Consider the following 19984-nt stretch of genomic DNA (forward strand, 5'->3'; position numbering starts at 1 on the left):
GGTCCGGGGGCCTCTTCGTCATGGAGCGGTGGCTACTTCCCCGCCGCCGTCTTGACCAGGATCGGGGTCAGCTCCTCGACCACCCAGCTGGCGCTGAGGGCGTCCGGGTAGGCGATGGACGAGGCCAGGGTGTTGTCCGAGGGAATGACCGCGTAGTTCTTCTTCTTGACCACGTTCAGGGACTGGAAGAGCTTGTTGGTCTCCAGCTCCGACGCGTTCAGCAGGCCCTCGTCGCCGAACGGGTAGGTGATCAGCAGGACGTCGGCCTCCAGCTCGTCGAGCTTCTCCAGGCTGACGCTGTTGTTCTTGGCGCTGTAGTCCTTCGCCTTGGCGGTCTTCTGGAGGCCGAGCTGCTCGAAGATGCCCGCGTCCTGGTCGGCGTAGGACATGAAGGTGATCTGCTCGGGGTGGACGACGCTGTACGTATACGTCTTGCCCTTGAGCTGCGGGTTGGCCGCGGCGGCGTCGGCGATGGCCTTCTCGTTGGCGGCGATCACCTCATCGGCCTTGGCACTCAGGCCGAGTGCCTTCGCGGCGCCCTTCAGACGCTCCTGCCAGGGCAGGGTGTCCGCGTGCTTCTTGTCGGTGTAGGTGACGACGGGGGCGATCGGCTTCAACTTGGCGTAGGAGCCGTCCATGTCCCAGCTGTTCATGCCCAGGATGACGTCCGGCGCTTCGGCGGCGATGGCCTCGAAGTCGATGCCGTCGGAGTCGTCGTACGTCTTCAGCTTGTCGACGTTCAGCTTGTCCATGGCGCGCTGCTTGTACTCGGCGACCTTGTCGCCGTCCTCGATGTCGGGCGTGATGACGGGGACCAGGCCGAGGGCCAGGGCTATGGAGGTGTCGCCGTCGGAGACGGTGGCGACCCGGACCGGCTTCTTCTCCACGACGGTCTTGTCCCATGCGTTGGGCAGCGTCAGCGGGTACTGGTCCTCGGAGCCGGCGGCGGCCTTCTTGTCGCCGGTCTTGTCGGAGGAGCTGCCGCTGTCGTTGGAACCGCAGGCGGTGACGAGGCTCAGGCAGGCGGCGGAGGCCACCAGCACGCGTACCGTGCCGCGACGTACCGAACGAGGGTGGGTGGTGCGGTTCATTTCCTACTTCTCCTGGGTGAGATCGCGCCGGCCCAGGGGAAAGATCTGGGGCCGGGCGGTGCGTGGATGGGGAACAACGATGCACTGGAGTCCGAACACGTCGGCGACGGTCTGTTCGGTGAGGACTTCGTCGGGGGTGCCCTGGCGGACGATGGAGCCGTCGCGCATGGCGATGATGGAAGAGGCGTACAGCGCAGCCTGGTTGAGGTCGTGCGAGACGAGGACGATGGTCTTGCCGGTCTGTTCGTTGAGATCGGCGAGCAGGTCCATCACCTCGATCTGGTGGGCGATGTCGAGATAGGTGGTCGGCTCGTCGAGGAGCAGCGTCGGGGTGTCCTGGGCGAGGGCGAGGGCGATCCACACCCGCTGGCGCTGGCCGCCGGAGAGCTGGTCGACGGGACGGTCCACGAGTTCGGCCGTGCCCGTGGCCATCAGGGCGTCGACGATGAGGACCTCGTCCGCTTCGGTGCGGCGCTGGCCGAACTGCCGGTGGGGATGGCGTCCCCGCCAGACCAGATCGCCCACGGTGATGCTCTCCGGGGCGATGGGTGACTGGGGCAGGATGCCCAGTCGCCGGGCGACCTCGCGCGTCGGCATCGCATGGATGTCGGAGCCTTCGAGCAGCACCGAGCCCGCGGCGATCGGCAGCAGTCGGGCCATGGACTTCAGCAGGGTGGACTTTCCGCAGGCGTTGGGGCCGACGAGTGCGGTGATCTTCCCCGCTTCGATGGCGACGGACAGGTCCTTGCTGATGAGGGACTTGCCGTAACCGGTGCTGATCTGCCGGGCTTCGAGTTGGTCGGTCATAGGGTGGCCTCCGGCCTGCGCCGAAGGATCAGCCAGACGAAGTAGGGCGCGCCCAGGAGCGCGGTGAGGGCCCCGGTCGGTACCGGGCTGATCAGTGGTGCGTTCTGGGCGAGGACATCCGCACCGAGGACGATGGCCGCGCCGATGAGGGCGGAGAGCCCCACGGCACGGTCGGCGCCCACCAGCCGTACGGCGATCGGGCCGCTGATCAGCGAGACAAAGCCGATCGGGCCGACGATGCTGGTCGCGAGGGCCGCCGCAGCGGCTCCCAGGAGCAGGGCCGCCAGCCGCGTACGGGGAACGGACGTACCGAGTCCGGTCGCGAGTTCGTCGCCCAGGGACATGCTGCCGAGCGAACGGTTGAGCAGCAGGGCACAGATTCCGCAGGCCACAGCGCCGACGGCGAGTACGGTGACGCCGTCCCAGTCGGCGGCGCTGACGCTGCCGATGAGCCAGCGCATGGCGACGGCGAGGCTGTGCTTGTCGGCGACCGTGAGCAGGTAGTTGGTGTACGCGATGCAGATCGCGCTCATGCCGATGCCGACGAGCACCAGTCGATAGGTGTCGACGCCTCCCCTGCGCAGGCTCAGTGCGTGGATGATCGCGAGCAGGACGAACGATCCGAGGATCGCGGCCACCGGAGCACCGAAGGCGAGGGCGGGCGCGAAGAGGAAGACGGTGGTGGCGCCCGCACCGGCGCCCGCGGAGATGCCGATGATGTCGGGAGTGGCGAGGGGGTTGCGGATCAGCCGCTGGTAGATCGCGCCGGAGAGCCCGAAGAGGGCACCGGAGAGCAGCGCCGCGAGGGCACGCGGAACCCTGATCTGGAAGATCATGTAGTCCGCGAGTCCGGTGCGCAGGCCGAAGGCCGCCGGCAGTACGTCGGCGGGGTCGACCCTGCCCACACCGCCGAGGAGGACGGAGGCGACCAGGAGTCCCACCAGCACCACGGCCAGCAGGATGACGGTGAGCGTCGTGCGTCGGGTCTTGGCCCGCTGGGTGCTGCGCAGCCGGGCCATGGTGGCGGCACGGGACGTCGTCTTGTCCGGCACGGGCCGGGAGTCGAGGATCGTCATCACATCCGCACCAGGTCCCCGCGGCGGGCGAGCCACACGAAGAACGGGGTTCCGATCGCGGCGGTCATCACCGCGACCTGGACCTCTCCGTTGTCGAGCACGAGCCGTCCGGCGGTGTCGGCCGCGGTGAGCAGGATCGCGCCGAGGGCCATGGAGACGGGGAGCGACCACCGGTGGTCGGCACCCACGAGCATCCGTGCGCAGTGGGCGGCGACCAGGCCGACGAAGGCGACGGGCCCGACGGCGGCCGTGGCGGTGGCGCACAGCAGTACGGCGATGGCCGCGGCGGCGAGCCGGGACCGTTCGACGCGCACGCCGAGCCCCCGGGCGGTCTCGTCACCGAGGCTGAGGATGTTGAGGGTGCGGCCGAGCGGGAGGGCGAGGAGCAGTCCGACGATGGCGAAGGGTGCGATCTCGCCCATGATCGAGCCGCGTCCGGTGAGTTGGCCCACGGACCAGAAGCGCAGATGGGCGTAGACGGCCTCGTCGCGCGCCACGAGCAGGGTGATGAGCGAGGACATCACGGCCGCGACGGCGACGCCCGCCAGGACGAGTCCGATGGTGGAGCTGCCGGCGTTGGTCCGGATGCCGATCAGGTAGACGAGCGCGGCGGTGAAGCCGGCTCCGATCAGGGCCAGCCAGAAGTAGGCGGTCACGCCGGAGAGCCCGAAGAGGACGATGCCGAGGACGACGAACATGGCCGCGCCCTGCTCGACACCGAGGATGCCGGGGTCGGAGAGCGGGTTCATGGTCAGGGCCTGCATGATGAGTCCGGAGCCGCCGAGGGCTGCTCCCACGGCGAGGCCGAGGAAGCTGCGCGGTATGCGCTCGGTCCACAGCACATGGGAGTTGAAGCCGGTGCCGTCCGGGTCCAGCAGGATGCTGATGACTTCGGAGGGCGCGATAGAGCGGGCACCGAGGCCGATGCTGCCGATCAGCACGGCGACCAGGGTGATGAGGCTCAGCAGCGCCACCGTCGTACCGCGCGAGGACTTGGTCCTCGCCAGTGGCGGTGGTGACGTCGCCAGCGGGGACGTGTCAGTCATGGGTCTGCTCTGGGCTCCTTACCTGGACAAGCGACAGGTAAGGTTACCCTTACTGCGATTCCCGGCAGTCCAAGGCCGGAGTCAGATCGTTCACACTCAGGGGTCAGATTGGCCCCGCCGCCTGGAGGTTGTCGTGGCCAAGAGCGCCCTGTCGTCCGAGGCCGGGACCACGGAAGAGTCCCGGACGATTTCCACCCATCCAGCCGCTTCTCCCGTTGTGCCCTCGATGGTGACTCCCGCGATGGCGACCGACCTCCACCTGCCGGACGGCCTCGCGGTGGGTTCCGGGGCACCGGAGGGGGCACCGGCGGTCGTACCGCCCTCCGTGGAGTCCGTGGACGACGACTTCATCGCCGCAGGCGGCCACCCCACCCACGTCCACGACTTCCACCAGTTCCTCTATGTGCCGCTCGGGCGGATCGTCATCACGGCGCTCGGGCGGGACTACGAGTTGTCCCCGTCCGTCGCCCTGTGGATACCCGCCGGAATCCCGCACAGCGCCCGCTTCGACCTCGACTCCCTGTTCGTGGTGGAGACGTTCACTACCGAGCGCCACCACCTGCCGTACACGGAGACGACGGTCGTCAATGTCACGGACGCCCAGCGCCGCATGCTGTTGGGACGGATGCGCTGTTCGGAGTCGCACCACGACGACTCGTCCGTCTTCGCGGCCCTGTCGAACGGCCACCCGGACTGCCTCCCGCTCCCCCAGCCCACCAGTCGTGCGGCGAGCACGGTCGCCAGGGAACTGATCCGGATGCCCAGCGATCCGCGTACGGCCACCGAGTGGGCCGAGAGCCTCTACACGAACTCCACCAGTCTGCGCCGGGCCTTCCGGGCGGAGACCGGGCTGGCCTTCTCCGAGTGGCGCACCCGGCTGCGTCTCAACCACTCGCTGGACCTGCTCGCCCAGGGGCATTTGGTGAGCACCGTGGCCGCACGGGTCGGGTTCGTCAGTACGAACGGCTACATCCTCGCGTTCCGCAAGTACTTCGACCAGACGCCGGGCGCCTATGTACGTCGCTCGTCCCCCGCGTCGGCGGCTTGAGCACCAGCCCGGTTCCGAACCGGATGCCCTGAGCCCCGGGATCAGCGGAACAGGTCCAACTCGGCCCGAACGGTCTTGCCCAGCGGCGCACGGTCCAGCACGGTCCATCGGTCGGCGAGCGCGTCCACGATCAGCATCCCTCGCCCACGGGAGTCACCCGCCGACGGCTCGCAGAGCTCGCCGGGCCCGGGCGGGTGCCTGTCGGCCCGTGCGTCCGAAACATCGATCACCAGCACCTCCCCCGGGACGTGCGTGAGGGCCAACTCGAAGTCCCGTCCGGGCACCCACCCGTGGGTGACGGCATTGGCGGCCAGTTCTCCGACGAGGACGAGCGCATCATCGGAGAGTTCGCTGCGGTGCGGGATGCCCCATCGACAGAACTGGTGGAGAGCGAGGTGCCGGGCGAACCAGGCGCCTCGGGGAGTGCTACCGAAACACTGCCTGAACACACGTACGGTGACCGGCGATTGCTGGGTGGCGCAGAATGTCATGGGTCCAATGTGGCGCTCCCCGCCCGGTTTCACCACTTCGGCAGGGCGCACCCGGAGGGTACCGGCCGTCGACCCTCGGGCCTTGATGTGACCGTGTGTGATCACCGACCCCGGTCGACGGTCCCGGTCGACGGTCCCGTTGACGGCCCCTTGAACACCCCGCCCTCAGCACGCGCGCCGTGACGGCGACGGGGCGCTCCCCGGGGCCGGACGGAAGTTCGCAGCGGCAGCCCGGCACGTACCACGCCCTGTACACGTACCGCATCCGGTGGGAAGTGGGGAATCGGCCAAGTCCAAAAGTCGCTCTAGCTGGCTTCCACCCCGAGTGATCGAATCGGTAGCGTCACTTCGAACACATCTTCGCGAACCCCGGACCCGCACCGGTCACTTCCCCTTGCGTGCCACACCCCGGATTGCACCACTCAGCAGGAGAGGGCTCACCCCGGCGAGCGCTTTCCGCGCCCATGGCGTACGGCGATCTCAATTCATCCGCACGATGGAGGCCCGCTCAGTGAGTTCCCTGTCCTACCTGGAGTTGCATCGGCAAGTCTCTCCGAGCATCGAAGCGGAGATCGATTCCGCACTCGATCGGCTCGGACCCGCATCGAGCGCCGTCAAGAGCGCCATCACCAAACTGCTGCGCCACCAGAAATTGAAGCACCCGCTCTCCGTTCTGCCACTGCTGGTCCATGCCATGGAGACCGGCACTCCAAGACCCGCCATTCCACTGTCAGCCGTACATGTGCTGTGGTGGACGTCGGCGTGCTATCTCGACGACCTGGCCGACGGCGAGGGCGGGGCCAAGGTCGAGGACCTCGACGAGAACGAGGCGCTCCTCGCCTCCCTGATCACGGGCCATATGCTCCCGGTGCAGCTCATCCAGGCGCAAGCGGTTCCGGAAGCAGTACGCGGAGCACTGACGGCAGAGATCACCAACGGCTGGATCGTCGCCGCCGGTGGGCAATTGAACGACATGCGTTCGGACGCGGGGCAGGCGACACGGAATTCTGTGATCACCGCCTACCGCGGGAAATCAGGTGCGCCCTTCGGCATGATCACCGCAATGGCGGCCATTCTCTCGGGTGCCGCGCAGGACGGAATAGAGCGGTGGCGCGAGTTCGGCTATGTCTTCGGGGTTCTCTGGCAGATCTTCAACGACCAGGACGACATCCTGTCCGGCCGCAATGAAGACCTCCTGAACGGTACGGTCACCTATCTCTTGGCGTGCGCCATCGAGGAGGCCACGCCGGCAGTGCGGGCGGATCTCCTGGCACTCCACGCGGACGCCCAGAAGTCAGCCGATGCACGGAGCGCACTCACCGACCTCCTTCTCGCGCCCGCCGTGCTGCGTCAATATCGGGAGGACATCCACGGGTTCCGTGATGAGGCGTATCGTCTCGTCAACGGCATAGGGGGCGATGCACATTACGTACCCGTGTTGCGGCAACTGGTGGACCTTTCGGCACAGATGCTCCTTCAGCCCCGGCCTGGTCGGTAGCCGAAGGGGCCGTTCAGGGGCTGAAAACACCACCTGCGAGCGGCCACCCATTGCGCTGGGGCGCCCGTCCTCCACCGTCCGCCGGTCCAGTTGCTCGGGCTCCCCCCGCCGTCGCCGCGGACGGTTTCGGGCGCCGCCCCGTCATCCGACGTTCTCCTGCACGGGCGGAGGTGGCGCGGATCGGGCGTGGACGAAGACGGCCGTGGTGGCCGCGGCGACCGCGCCCAGCCACCCGATCAGCGCGGCCACCGTCCCGGTGTCCGGCGCGGTGAGGGCTTGGCCACGACTCGCCTGCCAGGTGAGGACGCCCATGAGGCCCAGGAGCGCAGTCGCAGCGATCCACACCAGCACGACACGGTGGCGGGGCCCGAGGGACCGGGGGCCGAGGGTCAGCAGCAGGCCGATCAGGCTCAGGGCCTGCACGGCGTGGACTCCCACGAAGTGCGGGACCCTCAGATCGCCCGCGGTGGTGTTGAAGTTGGTGATGGGCATACCGGGCCCCCCGTCCACCTGGCCGACCGAGTGGCCGCCGATGATCGGCATCCCCAGGCCCCGGTCGGCGGCTGCCTCCTGTACCGCCGTGGGAGCGATGACCATCGGGACGGCGACCGCCATGCCCGCGATCGCGATGGCGAGGCCCAGGCTCAACGCCCAGGCCAGTGCCGGTGGCTGAACCCGCTGGAACAGCAACAGCACGATGGTGAGCAGGCCCATCAGGGCCGTCACAGAGATGATCACCAGCATGGTCACCGCCACGATGCTGACCAGACGCGTACTGAAGTTGAAGTGGCTGGTCGTACCGGCCGCCGCCGCCCGCACGACCCAGAGCACTTCGAGGACCACGGCGACCGCGGTGACCCAGGAGATCACACGGACGAGGCGTTGGTGGCTCCGGACGAACGTCAACAACCACAGGAGGGTCACGGCGTAGAGGGCGAAGGAGAACGCGAACCGGGCGGGTTTCGCCCAGGCCGGCTGCCCCGTGATCTCCCTCGGATCCACCGCCAGTCCCACGAGGGCGGCCAAGGTGATCAGACCCAGTACGATCCCGGCCCCCGTGAGCGGCGGGTTGGCCGCCCACGCCTTCTGCACCACGGCCCGCGGTCCGAGATCCTTCATCACAGCTCCGCCATCCCTCGGCTACGAGAACTCCCGTCCGATGTTCTCGATAGGACGTCCGACGAGCGCCGCGACGGGCGGAGCGGTCACCCGGCCGGGCCGTGAATCTGCGCCACCCAGCCCACCGCCCGCACCACCCCGCGCACCACCACCCGCACCGACGCATGAACGGGCACGGTCAGCCGGTCGCGCATACGGATGCCAAGGTGCCAGACCACCGGAATCCGGATGCACCGCCCGAGCGTGTGGATCGCGGGGAGCTACGCTCCCGTCGCGGCGGTGTGGGCGAGGAGTGCCGGGACCACGGTGTCCCACTGCTCGCGGGGAAAGACCTCGTGGCCCGTCCGCTCCAGTGCGATGAACCGGGCACCCGGAATCTCCTCAGCCAGTGCGACTCCGTGTTCGACGGGAAAGAGCGGGTCCTCGGATCCATGGAGGACGAGCGTCGGCACGGCGATCCGACCCAGTCGGTGTCGCCAGGGCTCTCCGGCGTCCAGGAGGTAGGGGTTGTTGGACTGGGCGGCGATGTCGTACGAACGGTCGACGGTACGGGCTGCGACGCGGCGCACTCCGTCCTCGTCGAAGGGCCGTGACGCAGCCGCGAAGGGGCGTTCGCCCTCGACGAGGGCCTCGACGGCGGCGTTGCGATCCGACCAGTCGATCGGGGTGTCCGTCTGTGTGAAGAAGGAGGCGATGCGGTCCGACATCGGCGGTAGGTCAGGGGAGTCGTGCCCAGGACCACCGGGGGTGGAGCAGGCGAGGGTGAGCGTGGCGACCTGCTCCGGATGGTCGAGCGCGAGGAGTTGGCCGATCGCCGCGCCCTGCGACATGCCGACGACATGGGCCGGGGCCGGGCCCAGGGCATTGATCAGAGCGGCTGCATCGGCCACCAGATCGCGCAGGTCGTACGGCGGGGCACCCACCGGGTAGGTCGTGGATCGGCCCGCATCACGGCTGTCGTACCGAATGACGTGCCGTCCGCCGGCGGCCAGTCGCTCGACGAACTCTTCGGGCCAGTTCACCAGGGAATGCCCTCCGCCGTGCAGCAACAGCACTGCGGGGTCGGCCGGGTCCCCGAAGAACTCCGTGTTCAGCTTCTGCCCGTTGACGTCGATCAGGCGCGCACTGGTCGTCATGGGTCCACCCTCTCCCGAGAGATTCGTTACGTGTAACGAATACGGTAGGGCAAGGTTCGTTACATGTCACGAGTACACTGACGCCATGTCGTCAGGAGCTGAGGTCGAGCAGGAGGCTTGGGCCGCGTACCGCCGTCTCCAGCTACGCGTGGACACACTCGTCGCACGCGATCTAGAGCAGGAATCCGGCCTGTCGATGCCCGACTACGACGTCCTGGCCGCACTGGTGGCCATGTTCGACCCCGCTCACTGCATCAGGGTGGGCCAGTTGACCGCCCGGATGAACTGGGCCCACAGCCGGCTGTCCCGTCAGCTCGGGCGGATGGAGCGACGGGGGCTGATCGGCCGCGAGGCGTGCGAGCTCGACGGCAGGGGCGATGACGTCGTTCTCACCGCGGACGGGCGACGGGCCTACGACGAGGCCACGCCCGCACACCTCGCCTCAGTGCGCCGCCATTTCACCGGGGCGCTCTCCCGGGACCAACTCCTGGCGCTGACGGGCATCGAGCGGTCACTTGTCCACCACGAGGACGGCACATCGGCCCGCTGACCCCCGACCTGCTCCACTGCACCCGGTATGCCTGGTTCGCCCGCGCTCAGCGGGGCCGGACGCCGTCCGTCGCTCGTGCACGAGCGCCGCACGACCCACATCCCCGATCCGGCACCGGCACCGGAGCAGCCCGCGTGACGAGGGCGGGGACGGGGACGGGACTCGAACACCCCGTCCCCGTCGCGCGCTTCGCCGACTCCTTCGCTCTAACAGACCTCGTAGCCACAGAGCAGCAGGACGCGCGTCACCTCCGGCAGTCGGCCGGGGAAGGAGAAGGAACCCAGGTGGCGCTCTTCCGCGCGGGAGAGGCGCCGATCGAGGGCGGGGTCCTGGAGCACCCCGTGGAAGAGGCCGGGCCAGTCGGCCGAGGCCACGCAACGCACCTCGGTCGGGGGGCAACGGTCGGCGGGCGAACGGCCGTGCTCGGGGGTGGGCGTGAAGTGCAGGAGATGGTGCTCGCCGGGGGTTGCGTCGGCGGCCTCGAAGAAGATCTCGACGCTGGTGATCCGCACGTCCCGACCGCCGGGTAGGAAGGGGAACATGCTCCGCCCCAACCGGAGCGCAAGTTCCCGCCCGGCCGTGCCGTGTCGATCTCCGGAGCGGAAGTCCTGCCAAGCCGCCGTCATGTCGTACCGCACGTCGAAGTAACGCACTCCGGACCCCGGCAGCCGCCGCCGGGAGCTCTCCTCAGCGGCCGTCCGCAGCCCGTCCCCACCCTCCCGGGCCGTGTAGTTCAGATGCAGCACCACATCGGCCACCGTGTCCAGGTCGAACCGGTTGTTCTCCGGCCGCATCTCGATCCGCCACCGGCTCACTGCACCCCGGAACTCGAAGGGCAGCTTGCGCTCGTCCCGGAAGTTCAGCTCGAACATGCCGGTGTCGTTCTGACCGGTCGACGTGGCGATCGCTTCCGTGGCCACGTACTCGTTGACGATGCGCGGGTCGTCCGGGAGCGCCCGATATCCGTTGCTCGGTTCGCCGTCGGGGCAGCACCCCGCCGCAGGCGGCCTCAGCGCGGGACTCGTCCGGGTACGGCTGCTCAGCAGGGTGAGCCGGCCGTGCACTCCGGCGTACGGGCCGACGACACAGGGGATCGTGAGGGCCACGTTCCTGATGCGCCGCAGATAGTGCCCGTGGTCCTGGTCGAACATCCACTCGTCGAGCTCGATCTCACAGCTGCCCGTCGCTTGGAGCAGCAGGAACTGTAGGGGGAAGTCCCGGCGGAGCGAGAAGTGCTTGGTGAGTTCGTACTCGCGGAGGTTCTCGTCCAGATACGCGTGTTCCATCCGGCGCAGCGCGAGTTGCAGCCGCTCCCCCACCACCAGGCTCTCCCGCAACTCGACGCTGCGTTCTTCGGGCAGGAAGTCGCGGGCGGTGTGGCCCCGCTCGATGTTGAAGGCGCGTTGGGCCTGGTGAGCGACGTGGAAGGCGAGTTCGGTCATCCGGTGGTGGAGGGCCGCCGTCTCCTGCTGGAGGTGGAGATACAGGTCGTGGCTGGTGAACTTGGATCGCAGATAGTCCCGTACCTCTGCCGAGTGCTCCAACTGCCTCTGGTGGCTGTTGAGCTCGTGCAGGGCGATGTCCCGGCGGCGTTCGGCGGCGAGGATCTGGCGCTCGACCTGTTCGAGTTCGATGTCGAGCACCTCCACCTGGTGGTGCCACTCCTCCTCGCGGCGCTCCCAGCCCGATTGGGTCAGTCGTAGTCCGGCCGTGGTGCTCGCGATGTCGGCGAGGCCGTTGGTGATCCGGGCCGCCGCGGAGAACACCCCGCCGAGCTTGGAGCCGACCGGGGGTTGGATCTGGTTGCAGGGGAACCCGACGAACATGTCCGGAATCAGACTCATGACCTGGGCGATGCCTTCGGTCACATTGCTCGCCGTACGCAGGGCCATCCCGGTACCGGTCAGGTTCTCGTGTTCGATCTCCTTGCTGATCAGCCCGTTCTGGATAAGCAGGGCATAGTAGTTCCGTCGCGTTTGGGTGATTTCCTTGGTCTTGCCCAGTGCTTGCACCTGCCAGTCTGATTCGCGCCACTGGTTCTGGCGGACCTGGGTCGCAAGACTCAGCAACTGGGTCTCCTGGGTGGCGCGCAGTGACGCGAGGTACTCCGCATCACCCTTCTCATGGGCGGCGAGCAGGGCGGCTCCCAGGGCCCGTACCTCTCCCGCCAGTTCGACGGCCTTCTGGACGAGGAAGGCGAACCGGTACGGGCTGTGGGGCGCGCACCGGTCGGCGCCGTCCGGACAGGACCGGCCGTCCTTCGGTTGTTCGGTCCCCCAGTACGGCATGTCCCGTTCGGGGTCGCCGTTGTGGAGCCGTGCGGCGTTGAGGCAGGACTGGATGAGGGCCAGTCGGTCGGCGCCCTGGTCATAGAGGGCGAGCAGCCTGGGGTTGATCGGCGCGGGTAGCGGGTCGAATCCTTCGACGGTCGGGGGCCGGGCCGGTGGGCGCGCCGGCAGGGTGCGCGGGCGACGGCCGAGCAGTCGGGCGACGGTGTCGAAGATCAGCCGTGCCTGTTCGAAGGATTCGGTGGTGTTGCGGGCGAGTTCGGCGTCGCCCCACTGGAGCAGGGTCTCCGTGTAGTGCAGGGTGATCGAGCGGCGTCGGGCGCGTTCTGCCGAATCGTCCGATTCCCAGCGCTCCTGCCAGCGCGCGTCGGACGACAGGGGCGCGAAGGCCAGGTCGTACCAGGACAGCGCGGCGTCGTAGCGGCAGTGGGTGCGCAGTAGGCCCGCGGTCGCGACGGCCATGGCGTACGGGGACGAGGGGACGGGCGGGGCGCCCGGCCGGTGGTAGCCGAAGTAGGGGTAGGCGGGCAGCGCGCCCGGATAGCCGCTCTCCGGGTCCGGTGGGTCGACCGGGTCGATGACGAGCGGTAGGGCAATGGCTTCGTCGGTCGGCAGGTCGTAGCGGAATCCGGTCGGTGCGAGCGGGTGGTGGGGTGGGGCGATGCCCGCGGTGATGCGGAAGGCCAGCGAGTCGGCGGTCCGGCCGAGGAACTCCAGATCGCCGCCGCCATCCGCGATCCGGATCGCTTCGGCTGATCGGCGCGGTTGAGTGAACTGCCCGTTGTGCACCCGGCACCAGGCGAGCCACACGGCGCGTTCTGCGTCCCAGTGGAGCAGTCGTGGCACGGCGGATGCGGTGTGCCATTCCCAGTCGGCCTGCTGGTCCTGCTCTTCGTACTGGCGGGTGTCGACGGTCCAGAAGTAGTACTCGTCGACGACCGGTGGGTGGGAGTTGCCGCAGTCGCAGTCACAGCGGGCCGTGTCGATGGTGTCGGGGTCGCCGTCCGCGTGGGGGACGAACCGAGTGGAAGCGGGAGGTTCTGCCGCTGCGGCGACCCGGACGAAGCGGGTGCCGAGGCGGATCGCGGCCTCGATCCAGAGCGGAAGGTCCACGGTCTCGCCGGAAGGCGCGTCCTCGGTGCGGCGTTCGTCGTCACGGTCCGGCCGGGCCGCCTCGGTTCCGGCCCCGTCGGTCCGAGGTGAGGGGGGCAGGGCCCGGGTCGAGAGCCATGAGGGGGTGGCGTGTCGTTCGGGGGTGCCGAGGAGGTCATAGCCCTCCCGTGCGGGGCTGAGGGACGCGATGCCTGCGGGTTCCGTGGCTTGGAGGGGCGTCAGCCCCGGATGGTCGGGCGGGCGCGGGCCCGGCCAGTGTTCCAGGCCGCCGGGCACCGCGATGGTGAGGGCGGACCTGCGCAGCTCGTCCGTGAGGAAGCGGAACGCCTCGCTGCGGTGGGCGTGTTCGAACTCCTCCCAGTCGATCCAGTTCTCCCGGTAGACCTGCCGGCCCGTGTACGTGGCCCAGAGGCCGAAGTTCGCGAAGCACCGCTCCCACAGCTGCCGGAAGGCGGGGGTGGCCGTGAACCGCGGTTCCAGTCCAAGAAGGGCCCGCCGGACGTAGAGCTGTACGGCGCTGATGGCCTCCTCGATCCGGGAGGCGCGTCGGCACGGCCCGGCGGCAACGTCGATCAGCAGCACTTCGGAGAGTCGGCCGGGTTCGGCGACCGGGGTGCCATCGGGGCCCGTCACCCGGTCCATGGCGCACAGATATGCCGTGAGCGCGGCCCTGGCGCGCTCACGCAGGCCGTCATTGAGGCGTTGGACGTCGATGTGCCGTAGGGGTTCGCCGTTCTCGATGCAGCCGTCCCGGACGAACCGGGTGAGGTGGTGGTTGCCGCTCTCGCTCTCGCCTGTCGCCGTGGCACCGGGGTCGATCGCGGCCCAGAGGTCGGGTCGGGCCGTCCGGATGTCGTCGACGAGGAAGTTCTTCCGCACCGCCCGCACCCAGCGGTCGGCGTGGAAGACGCGTACCGCCCAGCGTTCGTCCAGGAGGTCGGCACCGGTGACCGAGTGGCCGTCGTGGAAGCGCAGGACGAGTCGGGTGTGCAGCAGATCGACGCCCATGTGTCGCAGCAGATGGGCCGGGTCGTCGGGGTGGTTCTCGGCTGCTTCGTGGAACAGGAGCCACAGGGGGGCTTCGGGCGCCCGGTGGGTGGCCCGCCGTACGGCGGTGTAGTCGAAGATCCGCTCCCACCAGTCGAACAGCGCCTGTTGACGGCGGGGGGTGGGCCTCGCCCTGCGGTCCTGACCAGGGGCGGGCGGATGGTAGTTGTCCTGCACCGGCAGCAGGTTGATGTCGAAGTGCGCGCGGTGGATGGCGAAGCCTGCACCGCGGCGGTAAGACGACCTTCCGGTGAACTCGACGGGGTGGGCGAGGAGATAGCCGATCTCGGACTGGCCGTCGTCGGCCACCGGATCGTTGGAGAGCTGGAAGCGATGGGCGAACAGCAGGGCCTTGAAAGCTCGCTGGTAGGTGCGCCGGATGTCGCGCAGGGTGCTGGTGAACCGCAGCCGGAGCAGATCACCGGCCGAGCCCAGGGCGCGTAGTCCATCGCTGAGGGGCTGGTCCTTGCGGTCGCGGAAGAGCCGCTCGTACGGGATCGTCACGGGCAGTCCGCCGCTGTCGGGCCCCGCGTACTTGATCTCGAAGCCGCCGATGGTCGGGCAGACGTCGTCGGGGCTGTCGTACTCCGGGGGCGGCTGGACGAGTTCCACGGTGAGTTGGTGGACGCCCCGGCGCAGGTTCAGAGGTCCCGAGCAGTCCGGGGGTGCGGTCTCGTCCGGCCAGCAGTGGCTGAGAACGACCCAGCTGCGTTGGCCGCGGCGCAGGGAGACCCGCCAGCGCTTGCCGTGCGTGGCCCGTGTGTCGGGGGCCTGGCCGTTCGGCGTGGGCGCACCGGCGAGGAACTCGTATCGGCCCTCCTCGTCGACGAGCAGCTGACCGGTCCACCGGGCGGTGTAGCCCTCGGCGCCACCGAGCAGCCGGCCGTCCGGGTTGGCGAGGGCGAAGCCGTTGCGGGCCCGGACGAAGCGTTCCTGGTCCTCGGTCAGGGTGAGACCGAGGGAGGGGAGCACGGTGGGGATCTGGACGTTGGCCGCGTTCAAGGCGTCGTCGGGCGAGGTGAACGCGGACAGGGGTCCTCTGGTTTCCCGCCAGAGCAGGGTTCCGCCGGCCGGGGTCAGCTCGCCGAGCAGCCCGGTGCCGGTGAGTCCGAGGAGTGCGGCGAACGCACCGCCCGACGGCTGGTCCGGCCAGGTGACGGCGGGCGGTGCCCCGGAGTCCGACTCCCACGGGCCCGTGGCACGGTTCTCGTCGGCGAACAGTCGACGGAGCAGGGTCCAGGCGAGTCCGTCATGGCCTGCATGGCCTGCATGGCCTGCATGGCTTCTGTGGTGGCCGTGGTGGCCGTGGTGGCCGGGCCGTTCGGTGGTGGAACCGGGTCCGGTCCGGGTGCGGACATGGCGGGTCAGATGGGCCGCGATGACCCCGCAGCGAGCGTGGAAGCGGGCGTACTCGGCTTGGAACCAGGACCAACGGCGTTGTTCGTCCGGCTCCTGGAGAAGTCGTTCTTCCGCTTCGGCCGGGTTGCTGAAGACGAGCGCGAAGGGAGCGAGGTCGGCCCGGGGCCGGAAGTACAGCTCCTGGACTGCGGCCCGTTCCGTGGGTTTCAGCTGGCGGATGCGGCTGAGTTTGGCGATCACCGCCTCATCGGTCAGTGGAAGCTGCGCCCACAGTTGTTGTGCTGAGGTGTCGTAGCGGAAGGGGCCGTCGGGAGGGGTGTTCCACATCGCCGGGGAGGTGTCGTGGAGCAGTAGCGCGGTGCGGTACTGCCGGGCGGCGGCCGACACCTGGTAGCCGGCGGCGGTCAGTACGGTGGGGAAGAGGTGTTGCCCGAGCACCAGCAGCGGATCGGGCCCGCCGGCAGGGGGTGTGAACCCGAGGTCCTCGTGCAGGGACAGGGTGATGCGGGGCCAGGTCCACGCGGACGCCTCCTCCTCGGTCACCTCCACCGCGAGGAGCGCATCGCGCAGGCTCCACAGTGAGAAGCCGGTCTCGTCGTCCGGTAGTCCGAGCGGTGAGTCGAGGGCTTCGTTCTGCGGCTGGAGGGGGAACGGGTCGTCGCCGCCGAGGTGGTCGTCCGCGGTGAACAGGAACACCAGCTCGCCGATGCCGAAGTCGGAGGCGAAGATCTTTCCGAGGACTTCCGCGAATCGCAGGGTGTGCGTCGGACGGGCGTGCCAGGAGTCGTCGGGGCCGCCTTCGCCCGAGGGGGTGGGGCCGAACCCGGCGAGCCGGGCGAGGGTTTCGAGGTTCTCGGCGAGGAGTTTGCGGAACTCGGGCGGCCGGGGGCCGCAGCGGTGCCGGGTGCGGGCGTGCTGCTGGACCTGGTCGAGGAGTTCATCGAGGGCCCAGTCCCAGTGGGTGGACTCCGGTCCTTCCCACAGGGCGAGGAGAGGGGTGCGCCGAGAGCCGTCGTCCTCCGGGTCGTGGCGGTGCTGGGGCGCGGCGAGTGCGAGGCCGAAGTCGTCGCGCAGGATCTGGAAGGCGGCGAGTTGGCGGAGGAAGTCCGGATGGGCGGAGCCGTCCGAACGGAACAGTCCGAGCACCTCGCAGATGTCGCGCAATCGGTCGAATGCGTAGCCGCCGCAGGGAAGTGCGGTGAGGCTGCGCCAGAGCCGGATGAACACGGCGAGCCTGCGGAGCCCGGCAGCGGTGTCCGGGGGGTCGGTGAAGCGCAGGCGGTAGTCGTCGAGGTGGCACGGTTCGCAGTCCGGGAAGCGGGAGCCGTGTTCCTCTCGGTCGCGCTCGCCGCCCGGGTCATTGTGGAAGATCACGAACCGGGAGCGCCAGAGGTCGAGGAACTCGCAGTACGTCAGTCCGGTACGGGCCAGGAACTCGTCGAGGCGTACGGCGATGTCGGTCCAGTGCCACTCCCCCGTGGTCTCCTCGGGGAAGCCGTACAGCTCCCAGGTCTCGGGAGTGCCTGCACCGGGACCCGTACCGATGTCGGCGCCGTAGAGCAAGGTGGCTTCCTCGGGGGTGATGCCGAGGTACTCGGGGGCGAGGTCGCCGCGCACCGGGTAGCGCCACAGGTGGCGCTGGAAGTCGGCGGGTTCGGCGGCCGGGTCGAGGACGTGCTCGGTGATGTCGCGTCGGAAGCGGCGCAGGGTGTCGTACCGGCTGGTGCGCAGTTGTCGCAGATAGGTGCGGTTGACGTCAAGTGACTGGGCGTACGGCAGGACGGGGGCGCTGAAGTCCCGGCGCAGGGCCTCGTAGGCCGCGGGTCGGGCGACCGGGGTGGCCGGGGTGGAGTGCTCGGGCAGGGCGGCGAACAGGGTGGCCGGGTCGTGCGGATTGGGCATCCGGTGGCCGGCCACCTGGGTGCCGCTGGTGTCGTGGACAGCGCCGACGGGCTCATCGGGGTGGCCGGCGGCCTCCTCCAGACACTCGTTGACGAGATCGATCAGTGGCAGGGGCGTGGTGAGATTGGCATCACTCGCCCGTAGCTCTCCCAGGGGCCCGCGACGGTCGGCGACCAGATCGCCGATGGTGCTGAAGTCCCCGCCGGGGGTGGGGTCATCGCAGGTGGAGCGGGAGCTGAGGCGTAGCAGCTCATGGAGGTAGGCGACCGGGCCGAGTGGGGAAAGGTACTCCGGTGGGACGCAGTCCACCAGGCTTCCAGGGTTGACGGGGACGAATCCCTCGTCGCCGCCGTTGGCCCCGCTGTCCCCGGCGGCCGTGTGGATGACGTCAGCCAGGTCGTACGCGATCGTCCCGGTGAGCGCCCGGGTGAACTCCTCGACGGACGTTCGGCGCACCTGTCCCCGGCTGGTGAAGCCACGGGCGTAGAGCGCCTCCATCACGGAGAAGCTCAGGTCCTCGTCGTCGACGTCCGCTGCGAGCAGGGTCAGTTCGTCGATGGTGTGGATCAGTTGTTCCAGCCAGGCCCGTGCCTGTCGGTCGCCGGGAAAGACGTCGATGACGGCGGTGCGCATCCGGTCCCGGTCCCACCCCGTACCGAAAACGAACGGGTCCGTGCCACTGGCGTCGTAGAAGCCGGTAAACCGGTTGAGGGGGTCGTCCGTGAGTTCGCGAAAGCGGGGCGGTCCTTCCGGGGTGGGGTCGTCGCGGTCCCCGGGCTCGGTGCGGAGCGTGAAGAACTTCGCCACGTGTCGGATGAAGGCGTTGACCCGGTCGTCGGGGCTGCCGCCCGTGATGAAGGGGGGCAGCAGCAGGACATCGACCGGTCGGCCGAACCTCTCCCGCCACTCGGCGGGAGTCCGCTCGGCGAGTTGGGCCGCGGAGGAGACGGGGAACGCCTTGATCGCGGCGATCAACCGGGCGTGGCCGGCGGTCAGGGCGGTCAGGACCAGTTCGAGATGGGGCGCGGCCCATTGGACCGGGCTGGTGGGAGCCGCCCAGAAACCGTCGGTCGACTCTTCCTTGACGGTGAGCCAACTCTCGACGAGCGACCGTACGGAAGCGACGGGAAGGGTCGCCGCCGGGCCGGTGGCCGCGCCCAGGGCGCGGAGTCTGCGCGCCGCCTGGGAGATGTTGGCGAGCGGGCTGCCGGTCAGTGGTGCGACGAACCCGACGCCGTCCTCGTCGGCCTCCTCCTCCAGTACGCCGAGGGCAACGGCGGCGCGGAGGGTGTCCCGGGTCTGTCCCGGCTCGGCGAGTAGCGCCAGTTGGTAGCGCTTGTCGGCGGTGACCGAGGTCGGCATGGTCGCCGAGAGGACGTAGAAGTACGCGGCGGGCACGCCGAACCGAGGCTCCGGCAGGACGTTCAGCCCGGTGAGGATGACCTTGGCCTCTCGGTAGCGGGCCCCGGTCGGTACCTCGGGGTCCGGTGGGCCAAGGAGGACGGGGAAGTCGAGGCCGGCGCGTTCGGCGGCCCGGCTGTCCGCCTCGGCGGCGACGGCGGTGCTGAGGGCGTAGACGAAGCCGGAGAGCCGTTCGGCCTCGGCGTTGCCCTTGGCGTAGTACGCCTGTTGTTCACCTTCGAAACGACGTCGGGCCTGTTCGCTCTCGTCGTCATCGCGTTTTCTGCCGGTGTACATGGCTTCCAACGACCGCTTGCCGTTGGTGGTGTACGGGTCGGGCAGGGGTAGGGGGCGCAGCGCGCGGTTCCAGACGATCTCGTAGGCGATGTGTCGGGCCTGCTGTGGCGTGAGCGCGCCGATGATGCCGGGGTTGCCGGGGTCGTTCCCGAGGACGTCGAGGACGGCGGTCCGTAGATCGGCGAACCGCGGCGGGGTGCCGTTCGCAGGGAGTTCCAGGGGGTTCTGGCTGTCGAGTGAGGCCGCGGGGAGGGCGAGGAAGAGGCTCGGTCCGAGACCGGGCATGTCGGCCGGGTGCATCGGCCAGGCGTGGTTGGCCTCCGGGACGTTGAGGTAGATCTGGCGGTGCACGATCCGCTTGCCCGCGCGGGTGATCTCCAGCCTGAGGTCTCTGGTCAGGTGCTCGGGATGGTCGGGTGGGTCGGGCACTTTGATAACCGCGGTCGCCACGGAGAGCGGTTGCGGCAGGGTCGGCGGCTGACCGGCCATGAGCGGGCTGAAGTGCTGGACGATGGTGGTCCGTGGGTGCGGGACCCAGGGCACGGCGGGGTTCTCCGGCGCTCGATAGGCGGCGGTGCCCACCTCGACGCCGTCCAGGGGGCTGTTGGTGGTGAGGTCCCACGCCTTGATGCTGAGCCCGTTGAGGTACCCGGTGAAGGCGGGCCCGTCGATCGGCTCGACCGGGTGGAGGCGGATCACGATGAGCGACGCCATG

The 19984-nt window shown here is 69.2% G+C and carries 12 protein-coding genes; 3 read left to right on the forward strand and 9 right to left on the reverse strand.

Annotated elements, in window-relative coordinates:
* Window positions 1–32: 32 nt before the first annotated feature.
* The 4 genes from ABZ348_RS26785 to ABZ348_RS26800 are packed head-to-tail and all read right to left on the reverse strand — an operon-like array spanning window position 33 to window position 4020.
* Entirely contained in the window at window positions 33–1091 is a 1059-nt protein-coding gene (locus ABZ348_RS26785; protein WP_358937214.1) for an ABC transporter substrate-binding protein, read from the reverse strand.
* A gap of 3 nt (window positions 1092–1094) precedes the next feature.
* On the reverse strand, window positions 1095–1898 hold the full coding sequence (locus tag ABZ348_RS26790; protein WP_358937216.1) for an ABC transporter ATP-binding protein: 804 nt from the start codon (window positions 1896–1898) through the stop codon (window positions 1095–1097).
* The gene (locus tag ABZ348_RS26795) at window positions 1895–2974 is read right to left on the reverse strand and encodes an iron ABC transporter permease (protein ID WP_358937218.1); all 1080 of its coding nucleotides are present in this window, start codon (window positions 2972–2974) and stop codon (window positions 1895–1897) included. Before ABZ348_RS26795 ends, ABZ348_RS26790 begins: the two co-directional genes overlap by 4 nt.
* Window positions 2974–4020, reverse strand: a complete 1047-nt coding sequence (locus tag ABZ348_RS26800) for an iron ABC transporter permease (protein WP_358937220.1) — start codon at window positions 4018–4020, stop codon at window positions 2974–2976. Before ABZ348_RS26800 ends, ABZ348_RS26795 begins: the two co-directional genes overlap by 1 nt.
* A 133-nt stretch (window positions 4021–4153) precedes the next feature.
* Between ABZ348_RS26800 and ABZ348_RS26805 the strand changes: the two genes are divergently transcribed.
* Window positions 4154–5068 carry an AraC family transcriptional regulator gene (locus ABZ348_RS26805; RefSeq protein ID WP_358937222.1) on the forward strand — a complete coding sequence of 305 codons (915 nt, stop codon included), beginning with the start codon at window positions 4154–4156 and terminating at the stop codon, window positions 5066–5068.
* Between the two features lie 41 nt (window positions 5069–5109).
* Here ABZ348_RS26805 and ABZ348_RS26810 read toward each other — a convergent pair whose 3' ends face one another.
* Complete coding sequence (locus tag ABZ348_RS26810) at window positions 5110–5559, reverse strand: ATP-binding protein (protein ID WP_358937224.1); 450 nt, start codon at window positions 5557–5559, stop codon at window positions 5110–5112.
* A 511-nt stretch (window positions 5560–6070) separates the two neighbouring features.
* Here ABZ348_RS26810 and ABZ348_RS26815 point away from each other — a divergent pair.
* Window positions 6071–7057, forward strand: a complete 987-nt coding sequence (locus ABZ348_RS26815; RefSeq protein WP_358937226.1) for a polyprenyl synthetase family protein — start codon at window positions 6071–6073, stop codon at window positions 7055–7057.
* Window positions 7058–7198: 141 nt separating this feature from the next.
* On the opposite strand, the gene ABZ348_RS26820 is transcribed toward ABZ348_RS26815, so the two are convergent.
* The 3 genes from ABZ348_RS26820 to ABZ348_RS26830 form a co-directional block, all read right to left on the reverse strand.
* The gene (locus ABZ348_RS26820; RefSeq protein ID WP_358937228.1) at window positions 7199–8176 is read right to left on the reverse strand and encodes a hypothetical protein; all 978 of its coding nucleotides are present in this window, start codon (window positions 8174–8176) and stop codon (window positions 7199–7201) included.
* A gap of 86 nt (window positions 8177–8262) precedes the next feature.
* Window positions 8263–8394: a hypothetical protein gene (locus ABZ348_RS26825; RefSeq protein ID WP_358937229.1), complete on the reverse strand. Its 132-nt coding sequence runs from the start codon at window positions 8392–8394 to the stop codon at window positions 8263–8265.
* Between the two features lie 42 nt (window positions 8395–8436).
* Entirely contained in the window at window positions 8437–9312 is an 876-nt protein-coding gene (locus ABZ348_RS26830) for an alpha/beta hydrolase (protein ID WP_358937230.1), read from the reverse strand.
* A gap of 85 nt (window positions 9313–9397) precedes the next feature.
* Between ABZ348_RS26830 and ABZ348_RS26835 the strand changes: the two genes are divergently transcribed.
* Window positions 9398–9862: a MarR family winged helix-turn-helix transcriptional regulator gene (locus tag ABZ348_RS26835; RefSeq protein ID WP_358937231.1), complete on the forward strand. Its 465-nt coding sequence runs from the start codon at window positions 9398–9400 to the stop codon at window positions 9860–9862.
* Window positions 9863–10068: 206 nt separating this feature from the next.
* Here the strand turns inward: ABZ348_RS26835 and ABZ348_RS26840 are convergent, their stop codons facing one another.
* Entirely contained in the window at window positions 10069–19983 is a 9915-nt protein-coding gene (locus ABZ348_RS26840; protein ID WP_358937233.1) for a neuraminidase-like domain-containing protein, read from the reverse strand.
* Between the last annotated feature and the right edge of the window lies 1 nt (window position 19984).

The sequence above is a fragment of the Streptomyces sp. NPDC005963 genome, from assembly GCF_040638655.1.
Classification (GTDB): domain Bacteria; phylum Actinomycetota; class Actinomycetes; order Streptomycetales; family Streptomycetaceae; genus Streptomyces.